Source organism: Neobacillus terrae (assembly GCF_011393025.1).
GTDB lineage: Bacteria > Bacillota > Bacilli > Bacillales > Cytobacillaceae > Neobacillus_A > Neobacillus_A terrae.
In genome coordinates this window covers 1-12,632 of sequence record NZ_JAAOEO010000048.1, presented here as the reverse complement: position 1 = coordinate 12,632, position 12,632 = coordinate 1, and the positions used below count along the sequence as shown (strand labels likewise).

Sequence of the window (12,632 nt, the reverse complement as noted above, 5' to 3'; positions counted from 1 at the left end):
AGACTAAAGTTACCTTTAGCCCTCCAAGACTCGCTACGAGCGAATGGCTAGTTCTTACTCGACGGGAATCCCACCCGTTATATGATACGACCTAAGCTCGGCCGCACAAGCCCCCGTTAGCCTTCCATGAAGCGCAAAAATCGGCACTTCACCACAGAGAATGAAAATGGGTAGGAAGTGTCAATACTGATACTGACCTTAATCCAGTCCACGCCACTCCAGAGACTTATTAATTAACGCTCCCCTCTTTTTTTATCGATTGAGCAGGGTCTTCTTAAGTATTGTCATTTTTCCAATCTTAAAGAAACTTATTTTCATGGTAGTTGAACAAGCATTTTTCTATGCCTCTAAATAATTTAGAGGTTTTTTATTTTGTTTTTATATTGATTCTATTAATGACCTCATAAATGATTATGGCTTTTCTTTGCACTTCTTTCACTAACCTGCCCCGTTAGTCGAATAAGAAAAAAGGGCTGCCGCAGCAACCTAATTGTAAAACGAAAGCCCCTATTACTTTAAGTGAAAAACGTAACAATCTATATGCAATATTCCAATGAAATAACAGTATTTTTATTTTGAATGCATCCATTTTCTATCATAATTTTTCTCATAGGACTATTATCAACATTAGTTGCTCCAAGATAGGATTTTGCTTTAAATTCATTTTGTAACCTGTATAGTCCTATTAAATGGAGTCTCTGACCCAACCCTTTTCGTAAATATTTAGGGTGCATACCTATCCAGAAAATACGCCCTTCTTTATCTGTATCGGGTTCTATATGAGGAAAAACTACGCCGACCTGATAGTTCCAATTGATATTACAAGACTATGGGGGAGATAAATATCCTAAATACTGACTAAATCAAGGAAAAGGTTAATCCTTTTCCTCCTTCGCCTTATGGGTCAAAAGCGACAATTCATTTCTGTACTTCAATTTTCCTGCCCCGGTAGCTCAATAATCGATAAAAATCAACACTTAGCTTAAAAATGTATGTAATGATGATTCTTTTTAGACAATTTAAACCCCTGAAGACATCGCTCCAAGGGTTAAATCCATTTTGCAAGTTAACAACAGTACCCGTAGTGATAAATCGGATAACATCCACAACCATGATGGAATCCATGATGGTGGTAAAAAGGATAGGCTCCATATCCATGATGATGGAAAGGATAACCACCATAACCCAAGCCATAACCAGGATAACCTCCATAACCCATACCGCCACCAAAAAATTGTCTTTCCATTATATATCTCCTCCTCAAATTGTTTCAAAAATAGTGTATGTGTCCATGTTCAAAGAGGAATAGATATTTGCCTATTTGTAAGTGAATTCTTGTTTGTTATTTTATTTTCGGTATATGGTATAGTCATAACTACTGTCTTGCTGTTCAACTAACCTGCCCGTTTGTTCAATAAGGAATTCAACAAAAAAAGTTGCTAATTTTTCCTGGATCAAAGCACCCGTTAGCTTAGATGAAATTGTTCGCAAACTAACCATCAATACATAAAAAAAACAAAGCTTTTTAAGCATCCAGAGTGTCGACAAAAGGGGTTCGAAATGGTCTCATTCCGAATTCCTTTTGTATACTGTTAGGAATTTTCCACCCAGAAAAGGCAGGTTAGGTTTTTCCCAACCTATTCTCTAGGCCAATTTTGGGCTTTTCCATGTCCACCTAGCCAACTTCTTAAGATTCATGGCAGCGAAAGTAAGCATCGCCTGCATCCACAATTTTTTGAGTCCCCTCAAAGTTGTCTAACTCAGCCATGCTTTCCTTTTGCATCGGCAAAAACACGTTCTATCGTCTCCTTGCGCTTCTCATAAACCGATTTCACATCATTATGATGGCGCAGGTGATCCACCTCTTCCACATACCCTTGCCAGATATGCCTCGTCACCACTTTTTGGTGTTCCTTGCTTTACTGGTAAAAGAGCAGATGACTAATAATGAGTCAGCTTTTTTCACAACAGAAAATGATAATCACAAGATTTTATTTACGATGATTACAGTCAAAAAAAAACTGTATATATGTATCCTTTAGTTTAGTGTAATCCTTAGCATTATATTTTTTTGTTGAGTATAAAGAAAAAATATTTACATATTACTGTTTTTGACAGTATACTGTTAATAACAGTAATATGTTGCCTGAAAATTTTATTACATTATAGGGGGTATATCTTTTATGAAACATACAGGGAGACATACAGGTGCATTTCTTTTGCTGTTTTTAACAGAGGGAGATAACTATGGGGGGAAACTTCTACAAAAATGTGAGGAGGAGCTTCCCATCAACCCAATTGATAGTGCCATATTATATCGCACACTAAAAAAATTAGAGGAAGAAGGTGCTGTTGAATCTTATTTGAAAATTTCTGAGCAAGATAAACCGATAAGGATGTACAAAATCACTTCAATTGGTAAAAGAAAATTAGAAGAATTTCACCTAGATATTGAAGAAAAAATGAAAAATTTAGCTTTTTTCCTAGATAAATTTGAGGGATTGAAGGTTCAAGATAATGATTAGTGGCATATTTCTCTATGCGATAGCCTCTATATATTTGGTAATTTCCTTCATAAAAGACAAATTCAAAACAAAAACCGCATTATTAAAATCATGGAATATGTTTCGAAATGTTTTACCAGATTTATTAGCGATTATGCTATTTATTGGGCTAGCATTATCTTTATTGACACCGTCCCTTATTTCTTCCATTATTGGGGAAAATTCAGGTTTCCTAGGTATCATCTATTCCACAATTATTGGCTCAATTGCTTTAGTTCCAAGCTTTATCGTCTTTCCTCTCGGACATACATTAGTTCAGAATGGAGCTGCCCTTCCACAAGTAGCTGTATTAATGTCAACATTGATGTCTGTAGGACTTGTTACTTTAACTATGGAACAAAAAACTTTCGGAAGAAATTTTGCTTATGCTAGAAATATTTCTTCCATAATAATGTCTCTTTTATTTGCATTGATTATTTGGGTGGTGATGACATGATAAAGCTAAAAAGATATCGTTTCTTTTTCATTTTATTGTTAGGATTACTTATTATTACATTTATGAATCAAGCTATTGCTATAAAAACCGTTCAGTTAACTGGTAAAAGTATTTTGGATATGTTATTTCTACTTCCTCCTATATTCATATTAGTCGGATTATTGGATCAATGGGTAAAGAAAGAAACACTTATTCGTTATATGGGTGAGAAATCAGGTATATATGGTGTCTTCTTCACCTTATTACTAGCAACCATAGCAGCAGGCCCACTTTATATAGCCTTTCCAATCGCAGTACTATTATTGAAAAAAGGAGCTAGCGTGCGGTATATAGTGTTTTTCTTAGGAGCTTGGTCGACGGTGAAATTGCCAGTTCTAGTGAATGAATTCACATCATTTGGTCTGAAATTTACACTTATTCACATTTTCTTTGGCCTTGTGTTTTACTATTTAACAGGAATTCTTTTTGAGAGAATGTATAGTCAACAAAAGTTACTAAAGTATGATACAACCATGGAAGTATAGATTTAAGTCATTAATACTTTTAGTCCTCAATTTTAAATCCTTTTTGATTCACATTCTAATTGAGGAGCACTTTGCTGAAAGAGATCATATTTAACTTTAGGATAAGTATTAGTATTTTTGGAATACAGCAGTCATTAAACCATTTACGCCAAATACTTTATTTGGTTGTTTTACTTCTTTCATTTCTCTTATTTCAATTACCCTGAAATCTTTGAAAATAGATTTCAACTTTTCCTCTGAATAACCCAATCCTCCTTTAAGATTAAGTAATCTATATACTTCCCAATCCGATATTTCCGATCCGCCTAACTCTCCACCTGGGACAAAACAAGTAATTGCAAAGAATCCATTCGGTTTTAATGCCCTGTTTACTAAATTTATATAACTTAATCTTCTGTGAGGAGCAATATGATGAAAACAACCTGAATCATATACAATGTCATAAGTACCTTCTTCGATGTCTAAGTTAAAGATATTTGATTCGATAAAGTTTACTCTAACATTCCTTTCAATTGCACGTTCTCTTGCCCAATTTAGGGTTTCTCGGGATAAATCTACCGCATCGACCAAACATCCTTTTTCAACAAAATAAATTGCATTACGCCCAGGGCCACACCCCAATTCAAGGACTTTACCTGATTGGAATAAATTATTTTCAAAGTAACCAGCTAAATTTTCGTCGGGGTAATTCACAAAAAAAGGGATACCTCTTTCACGATCAGAGTAAAATTTATCCCAAAACTCCGTTGGTTCTCGCAATAACGAATCTAACATTTCCAATAAATCTTCATAATCCAAAATTGTCTCTTTCAAAATTAACCCCTTCTTTACAATTAAATATGATTCAATTTAATTATACTAAAATTTACCTATTTTCTTGTTAAGACAATATTAAAATCATATTATTCCATGGAGAAAGCCAACCCACGATCCAACCACTTTATGCCAATTTAAGAGTGATAAAGATACCAATTTAACAGTAAACATATAATTTAATGGTATTCTACATCTTCATAAAACGATGTCAAATTAAGGCTTTGGATTAGTTAAAAGGGTATGAAGATTTATAAGAGTTAGATTTAATCATTACAAATATTACATCATTGTTACAGAAAGTAGATATCTTCATTTATAGCAATTACTAAACTAACCTACCCCTTAATGGAACCAGAAAAAAGGCTTTACTCCTTATTGAAGTAAAGCACCAGTCGAATAGGATAATTCATAATAACTTAAACATAAAATACTCGTTGAACAATTCTACTTTTACTATGGAACAAGATTATTCACTTGTCTTCTCCAAACTCTACTATATCTATCGTTCTTTATTATGTTATGCTTGAGAGAAATAGCTTTGTTTAGGAAATTCGAGACTTCTCTTAGTCATCCTCCTCTATAAAAGAAGGGAGACTAAGACGAAATGACCTTAAACCACATAGAAACGATGCTAAACACTATACAACAGTACTAATTCCGAAATAACATTAACTTTCAACAACAAGGAACAGGTTCCTGTGTTGTTAGTACGCTACCTAAACCAGTGTTTTCAATTAACCTATTTGGATAATCACACTTTAGAAACTTATGATGATATTTTACCTACAGTTTTAGCTATTGATAGAGCTATGCGAACTGACTTATAAGAAGCCTCTAAATAATTTAGAGGTTTTTATTTTGTTTTTATATTGATTCTATTAATGACCTCATAAATGATTATGGCTTTTCTTTGCACTTCTTTCACTAACCAGCCCCGTTAGTACAATAACTTCCTCATAAAAAGCGTCAATCCATTCTTTTGATCAACACTCCAATAGGTTTAAGAAGATGTTAGTTTTATAAATTCTTCTGCATCTTTGACACATAATTCCATTCCTTTTTCCCAGAATGCCTCTAAAGTAATATCTTCTCCTAAATGTTTCATAACTAAATCTTCCACAGACATACTTCCTGAATCACGGAGTAAGTTCAAATAATCTTTCTCAAAATCTTTTCCTTTCTCCTTTGCCTTTGCATAAATGCCCAATGCAAATAAATATCCAAAAGTATATGGGAAATTATAAAAAGGCGATTGAGTAATATAGTAGTGTGGTGTCCAAACCCAAGAATAAATTGAAGGTTGTTCTAGGGAACCAGCATATGCCTCATTTATTGATTCTTCCATTAACTGATTTAGTCGATCGGCTGAAACAATACCTTCATTACGTTCCTCGTAAAATCTCTGCTCAAATAAGAATCTCGAATGAATATTCATAAAGTTCATTACACTACGTTTTAATTTTTCATCCAGTATAAATAATTTGTCTTCTTTTGAATTTACCTTTTTCATAGCCGCATCAAAAATAATCATTTCGGAGAAGGTTGAAGCAGTTTCAGCAATACTTAACGGATAACGCTTATTTAACCCATTAACAGACTTCATGGCATGATTATGGAAAGCATGCCCCAGTTCATGAACAAGAGTTAACACATTTAAAAAAGTACCGCTAAATGTCATAAAAACTCTTGATTCACCTGTTAGTGGAAAACCTGCACAAAATGGAATAGCGGACTTATTTGGACTATCTTCCGCCTCTATCCAACCTTCATAAAAAGCTTGCCTAACGAAGCCTTCTAGCTCGGTTCCAAACTGACTAAAGTGTTCCGTAATAAGTGTAGCAGCTTCCCCGAATGTTATCTCTTGATTACTTTTTGTAACGGGAGCCCAAAAGTTATAAGCCTTCATACTTGGTCCGCCTATCATTTCAGCTTTTCGCTTTAAGTAATTCGAGAAAGGTTGTTTATATTTGCTGATCACTGTCCACATCGTATTCAGCGTTTCTTCCTTCATTCTGTTCTTTTTCAAAGGATCTTCTATTACACTTTTAATCCCACGTTTGTTATTTACTTGTATACGAAAGCCAGCAATGTGATTTATTATTTTACTAAATAATTCTTCTTTCTCTTTCCATGTAGACTCTAATATATAATGAGCTTCCTTACGCACTTCTTCATTATGGTGCGACCGCAAGTTAATGGCTTGTCCAACTGATAGATTTTCTTCTTTTCCATTAATTTGAATATTTACGTTAATACTACTTACTAGATTATTATAGAAATGTCCCCAAGCATGGTATCCATCAACCATTAAATCTGAAATTAAATTTAGCTCCGCTTCTGACAAATTCTTATCTGCATTTTCACGCCATTCATTTAAAATAAATCTATATTCTTGTAATTCTTCGATTTCTAATATGTTTTCCCAAATTTCTTCCTTTGTATTTGTTAATATCTTCTTTACTTTCGATAATTCTTTTTCAAAACGGGATTCCTTTTGAGCAACTTTTCCTCGTAAAATCGCAGCATCTTGATCCTTTGGATTTTGTGCAAAGAGACAAGTGATAAACGAATTAGCTTGCGATAAGTACAAGCGAATGGTTGCAATGTTTTCTACTAAATGGACTACTTTAATTACTTCTTTTGTTGAAAGTGGAGTAAAAAATGATTTAACGCTACCTTCTAGTTCATGTAAAAGAGCTTCTAATCGATTGATATGTTCTAAAAACAGACTTGATTTGCTTCCCCCCATAAAAATCTTATCTAAATTCCACACTCTTGGATAGCTTATTGTCTCCATTAGTTACCTCCCCAAATATGTATATTTCAACAAAAACGAACGTGTATTCTTACCATAACATATTTTAGAGGTAAAAATACCCTACAATAACAAGAGACATTGATTTTTGTAAGATCAATGTCTCTTGTTCAACTCTTCTGCCTTTAGTTTAAGCGGAATTCTTCACAATCTACTTTGATAAGTAATCTAATTCCTCCTGATCTCATTAATAATATTGCCGAATGGCCAAAAAGCCTCCCTGAATACATTCTATTTCAAACACAAAAAGGCTCTAGGGATCATACCTTAGAGCCAATTCTTTAAAACTATACAAACTTATTTAACAGCTTCTTTTAATTCCTTTCCTGGTTTAAACGCTGGAACTTTAGAAGCAGAAATCTGAATTTCTTCACCAGTTTGTGGGTTACGACCTGTTCGAGCTGCACGCTCACGCACCTCAAATGTGCCAAATCCAATCAACTGGATTTTCTCTTCTTTTGCAAGAGTATTAGAAATGGTTTCAAACAATGCATCGACTGCATTTGCAGCATCTTTCTTTGTTAACTCTGTTTGTGTTACAACAGCATTCACTAATTCTGTTTTATTCATATTCAGACACCTCGTCTTTTTATTTTTAAATTATGTAGGGATAAAAACATAACATATGTTCTACATGTTTGTCATTAAATAAGATTAAATAAAAGAAAGGTATATTCCTGCCTTTTCATGAAGATTAATATAAAAACTGGCTCTTTGGCGAAATAAAATGCATTATTCTCTGTTTTTCAAATAATCCTTTCTTTAACTAAACCGCCCCGTTTGCTCAACAAGAAAAAAGACCGCCGCAGCGATCTCCTTCTTAAACTCTTGCACCCGTTAGTTTAAGTACATTTATTCACAAACTACCCAAAAATTTGGGCTGCAATCCCGAATAATGTATTGTTTCTAGAAGGCATATTGACAGAATTAATTACCATTATTGGAGGTTTACTTACATTAACAAATCCACTTTTCTCCAAAAACATCATAAACTCATCAGTGCCTGATGGGACATCAATTCTTAGTTTCCCTTGATGACTTGAAGATAATTTATCTATTAAAATCGAAGCTATTTGAAAGTCTGGTGCTACAATAGGACCTAATATGAGATTAATTGGACCTAAAATGGAAAGTCCATACCCCACAATTGTTCCATTATTATCTTTTACAACTAAGCATTCTTCAGATTGTTTTATTCTATTCATAAGAAAATGAGTTCTTTTGTCCCCAAAAGCACCCTCATCAAGTTTAAGTAATTCATCAATATTAACTCCATTAAACTCTTCAATGAAAATATCACTGTTAATCAGCGGTTTAGTATCAACTTTATAATCATCACATAAATATTTATGAACAAAATCAACAGTATTAAAGCCCATTTTTTCATAAAGGGGTTTTCCTTCTTCTGTTGCAATTAGCATAATGGTAGTTTCATTAGAAACACTTTCTATACATTTCCTAGTAGCCTTTTTTCCTAATCCCATACCTCTAAAATCTTTATTAACTATAACCATACCAATTGAGGCTAAAGAAGTATCATAAGGAATTATCGCAGCACTGGACACAATTTTCCCCTCAGCATTTTTATGTCCAAATATTTTACCAGATGACAGAACAGTTCCAATTTCTTTTTCATCATAATCCCATCCAACCGATGCAGAGAGCTCAATTAATTTTGGAACATCACATTTATCAAATTGGAATAATTCTAATATTGGTTTATTGTATGTGACCATAATGAATTCTCCTCCTTCCGAACAGCATTTCAATTCTTTTATGCTAAATTATACTATACTACTTTTACTTTTAATTGAATTAACCTGCCCGTTTGTTGAAGAAATCAGTTTCACAAATTCTTCACAGACAAACTTAAAATACAATGATACATTTAGTTTATAAAAAGGTAATTTCTTCAGCACTGGTTCCCCCCAGGTCTTTTTTATATCCTAACTTCTTTAAAAGAAAGTTCTCCTCACTCTCCATTTAAGAAAACCCAGAGTGGTTTTTTCTGTATTTTTATATCTTCCTAAACTTATCTGTCCCTTTAACTGAATAACCAAAAAAGGAGTTGCCGCAGCAACACCAATACTCAACATAAGCACCCTTTAGTTTAAGTATAAAAAATTCACAAAATTTCTTGTGGAATAAGAAAAAAGGCAACCTTCATCTTGAAGAATCACACCCGTTACTTTAATAAAAATTATTTCTGAACTGAACTACAATGACCTGACACGATTGTTAATTTATCTCCATTCATTTGCCAAACCCTTGAATAACACATTTCACCTTCAATTGGCTCTATACCAAATATCCCTTTTAAAGCAGCACGTGTTACAGTTACAGCAGAATTTCCTAATAGAATCACTTTTTGGTCTAAAATTTTGATATCAATAAAATTCAATACTCCAGAACGATGTGCTTCAATATCGGCTTCCTTCGTTAATATTTGTCCAAAGTGATTAACAAAGATAAGGTTATCATTAATCAGATTGTCAAGACTATTAACATCCCCAATTAGCATCGCTTCTCGAAGTCGTTCTTCATAATCTATAATTAAACTTTCCTCCATATTAAAGCCTCCCTTAAAGTAGTTAGACATACTATATAGATATTATTATTTCATTGTCATTATTATGTCTTCTTTTCGTTAGCTCAAATAGAAAAAGCAATACCCCTTATATAAGTATCGCACCTGTTATTGGAACATAGACGCATATCATAAACCGATACTTCTATCTCACAAATGTAATAAAGTCAATATTAACTGGTTCAAAACCATCTGACCGAAGTCGTGAGTTAATCTGTCCTCGATGATACTGACCGTGCAATGCTACATGGGTTAAAATATCCCTTACAGAATTCTTAAACTCTTTTCCTTTACTATTTGTGTAGGATATTGATTTATTTAGGTCAGTATTTGATAAATTAGCAAGATACGTTGTTAAGCTCTCTTTGTTTTGCATAACAAGGTCTGCACAGACTTCTATATCGACCTCTGACCAGATGGGCAGTCGTGAACTGTCCAATCCTCGTAATCTAGTAATCCATACTTTTTCCGCAAGCAGGATATGGGAAAACAAACGGCTTACCTCTTGATTTTCATCTTCAATACTTTGCAATGTTTCAAGGATACATTGATTAGCCCAATTTAAATGCTCATACATCTTTTGGATAGTTTTCAAAAAGAATCACCCCACCAATGATTGAATTTTCCAATAGGATTTCACCTTACAAAGAATCAATTTTCCTTATTTTTATATTACCATATAATCCCATAAAACGAGTGAAATAAAAGAATTCTTCTTCAACTAAACTGCCCTTTAGTGGAACAACAGAAAAAAAAGGCTTACTCCTAATGAAGAAAAGCCCCCGTTACTTTAAGTACAATTCTTCACAATCTGCATTAAAAAGAAGAATCATTACGACCCATCATATGAATTCCCCCAATAAAAAACCTGTATAGAATAATTCTATACAGGTTTTTTACAGAGTGTTGATAAATCTTCATAATTACCATAATATGTATTTTCATGGTTAACTTTACTTTCCTAAGTAGTAGAATTGTAAAAAAAGAAGAAGATTTTGCTCTCTATTTCCCCTTTTTGGTGAGATGGAGGGCAATTTTTTTTATGTTTTGGCAGGTTGCGGTCATGAAAGCTTGGATCTGGACAGACTTCAGCCCTCTGAAACGTGCATACCGATATCCATGGAGTTCCTTCAATCCCACCCGCTATATGATACGACCTAGGCTCGGCCGCACACCTGCCCCGTTACTGGAATAAGAAAAAGAGCGTTACCCCTCTGTTTTTGGCACTTAAAAGTCCATACCAGTTAAAAACTGTAAATAATAGTAATTTAGCTTATATCCTCCTTTTAAGAGTAAACAAGGAAGAACTTACAAATAATAAGACCTACTAATAAAATATGGAGATGAACGTATGTCAAATACAAAAAAAATACCTAAGGAAAAAGGAATAGACCATAGTTTAAGCCTAATGAGAGAAGGATATATGTACATTTTGAATAGACGCCGCAGTTTTAATTCTGAAATCTTTGGGACCCGACTCCTTGGAAAGAAAGCGATATGCTTGGGAGGAAAAGAAGCTGCGGAAGTTTTTTATGATACTGAGAAATTTAAAAGGAAAGATGCAGCACCAAATCGGGCGGTACAAACATTATTTGGTAAGAACGGTGTTCAGGCATTAGACGGGCAGACTCATAAACATCGCAAGGAAATGTTTATGTCAATCATGTCTCAGGAAGGAATTGAAAAACTGACTGACATTACAAAAAAACAGTGGGAGATAACAGTAGATAAATGGGAACAGATGGATAAGGTAATTCTTTATGAAGAAACCAAGGAAATTATGTGTCGGATAGCCTGCCAGTGGGCAGGCATACCAGTAGATGAAATCGAAATAAAGAATCTGGCAAATGATTTGGGGGCAATGTTCGAGTCGGCAGGTTCAGTAGGACCAAATCATTGGCTGGGAAGAAATGCACGAAATGGCGTAGAAAAGTGGATTGGAGAACTCATTGAAAGGGTTCGTGAAGGGACAGTGAATCCACCTGAAAGTACTGCATTACACAGATTTTCCTGGCACCGTGAACTGGAGGGGAACCTTCTGGATACCGAGACCGCTGCTGTGGAAGTAATCAATATATTGAGACCGATTGTGGCGATTGCTATATTTATCAATTTTATTGTGTTAGCAGTGCATCATTATCCAGCAGAAAGGGAGAAACTTAAATCAGGCGATGAAAAATATGCTCAGATGTTTGTACAAGAAGTTCGTCGCTTTTATCCGTTTTTTCCTTTTGTTATGGCACTGGTAAAAAAAAATTTCACTTGGAAAGGCTATAAATTTGAAGAAGGCACATTAACTCTTTTGGATATTTATGGGACTAATCATGACCCTGAAATTTGGGATAATCCCGATGTATTCAATCCTTATCGGTTTGCCAAATGGGAAGGAACCCCCTTTGGATTCATTCCACAGGGTGGCGGCGATTATTTTTTAGGACATCGCTGTGCAGGTGAATGGGTCACGATTGAAGTCATGAAAGTGAGTCTTAATTTTCTTGTGAATCGAATGGATTATGAAGTTCCTAACCAGGATTTAAGTTACAGCATGGTCAGCATGCCAAGCATTCCCCATAGTAAATTAGTAATCAAAGATGTTAAAAGGAGGATATAATTTTCTATCTTCTTTTCTCAATTATCATGAAAATAGCTATTAAGCTACTTTAAATTAGCCGAAAATATGCAAGTTTATATTCATGACTTGTTTGTTTTCGGCTTAGTTGCTATGCAAATAACATACTGCTATAAACTACATTTTTTGATTGCCAAAACAGGGATTCAACACCCAATGTTTTTTATTTCCTTATTAAGCTAACCTCCCTCAATGAAGAAAGGAAAATCTCCCGTTTTCTCCTGTTTTCTTAGATTTTCATAGTAGTTTACCTTACGGTAA

11 protein-coding genes and 2 pseudogenes are annotated in these 12,632 nt (G+C 34.2%); 4 read left to right on the top strand and 9 right to left on the bottom strand.

From position 1 onward, the window contains the following. Positions 1 to 918: 918 nt before the first annotated feature. Both G8761_RS27980 and G8761_RS25990 read right to left on the bottom strand, forming a co-directional pair. Positions 919 to 1,212 carry a hypothetical protein gene (locus tag G8761_RS27980; RefSeq protein ID WP_166030834.1) on the bottom strand — a complete coding sequence of 98 codons (294 nt, stop codon included), beginning with the start codon at positions 1,210 to 1,212 and terminating at the stop codon, positions 919 to 921. A gap of 432 nt (positions 1,213 to 1,644) precedes the next feature. Further along, positions 1,645 to 1,919 (bottom strand): annotated as a pseudogene (locus G8761_RS25990) (transposase); the annotation flags it as partial. A gap of 264 nt (positions 1,920 to 2,183) precedes the next feature. On the opposite strand from G8761_RS25990, the gene G8761_RS25985 reads away from it, so the two are divergent. The 3 genes from G8761_RS25985 to G8761_RS25975 are packed head-to-tail and all read left to right on the top strand — an operon-like array spanning position 2,184 to position 3,524. Next, positions 2,184 to 2,525 carry a PadR family transcriptional regulator gene (locus tag G8761_RS25985; RefSeq protein WP_166030833.1) on the top strand — a complete coding sequence of 114 codons (342 nt, stop codon included), beginning with the start codon at positions 2,184 to 2,186 and terminating at the stop codon, positions 2,523 to 2,525. Beyond that, entirely contained in the window at positions 2,518 to 3,000 is a 483-nt protein-coding gene (locus G8761_RS25980; protein WP_166030832.1) for a hypothetical protein, read from the top strand. The genes G8761_RS25985 and G8761_RS25980 overlap by 8 nt, the downstream gene beginning before the upstream one ends. Beyond that, complete coding sequence (locus tag G8761_RS25975) at positions 2,997 to 3,524, top strand: permease (protein WP_166030831.1); 528 nt, start codon at positions 2,997 to 2,999, stop codon at positions 3,522 to 3,524. Before G8761_RS25980 ends, G8761_RS25975 begins: the two co-directional genes overlap by 4 nt. Before the next feature lie 108 nt (positions 3,525 to 3,632). Here G8761_RS25975 and G8761_RS25970 read toward each other — a convergent pair whose 3' ends face one another. From G8761_RS25970 to G8761_RS25940, 7 genes and pseudogenes are all read right to left on the bottom strand, one after another. Next, complete coding sequence (locus G8761_RS25970) at positions 3,633 to 4,337, bottom strand: class I SAM-dependent methyltransferase (protein ID WP_166030830.1); 705 nt, start codon at positions 4,335 to 4,337, stop codon at positions 3,633 to 3,635. Between the two features lie 1,003 nt (positions 4,338 to 5,340). Continuing rightward, positions 5,341 to 7,137, bottom strand: coding sequence for a M3 family oligoendopeptidase (locus G8761_RS25965; protein WP_166030829.1), 1,797 nt, complete (start codon positions 7,135 to 7,137; stop codon positions 5,341 to 5,343). Positions 7,138 to 7,452: 315 nt separating this feature from the next. Further along, positions 7,453 to 7,725: an HU family DNA-binding protein gene (locus G8761_RS25960; RefSeq protein ID WP_026568621.1), complete on the bottom strand. Its 273-nt coding sequence runs from the start codon at positions 7,723 to 7,725 to the stop codon at positions 7,453 to 7,455. Between the two features lie 293 nt (positions 7,726 to 8,018). Next, positions 8,019 to 8,891: a GNAT family N-acetyltransferase gene (locus tag G8761_RS25955; protein WP_166030828.1), complete on the bottom strand. Its 873-nt coding sequence runs from the start codon at positions 8,889 to 8,891 to the stop codon at positions 8,019 to 8,021. A 464-nt stretch (positions 8,892 to 9,355) separates the two neighbouring features. Then, positions 9,356 to 9,724, bottom strand: coding sequence for a nuclear transport factor 2 family protein (locus G8761_RS25950; protein ID WP_166030827.1), 369 nt, complete (start codon positions 9,722 to 9,724; stop codon positions 9,356 to 9,358). 163 nt (positions 9,725 to 9,887) lie between these two features. Continuing rightward, positions 9,888 to 10,337, bottom strand: a complete 450-nt coding sequence (locus tag G8761_RS25945; protein WP_166030826.1) for a DinB family protein — start codon at positions 10,335 to 10,337, stop codon at positions 9,888 to 9,890. A gap of 407 nt (positions 10,338 to 10,744) precedes the next feature. After that, positions 10,745 to 10,873: pseudogene (locus tag G8761_RS25940) on the bottom strand (transposase); the annotation flags it as partial. Between the two features lie 220 nt (positions 10,874 to 11,093). Between G8761_RS25940 and G8761_RS25935 the strand changes: the two are divergent. Beyond that, on the top strand, positions 11,094 to 12,353 hold the full coding sequence (locus G8761_RS25935) for a CYP152 family fatty-acid peroxygenase CypC (protein ID WP_166030825.1): 1,260 nt from the start codon (positions 11,094 to 11,096) through the stop codon (positions 12,351 to 12,353). Positions 12,354 to 12,632: the final 279 nt, after the last annotated feature.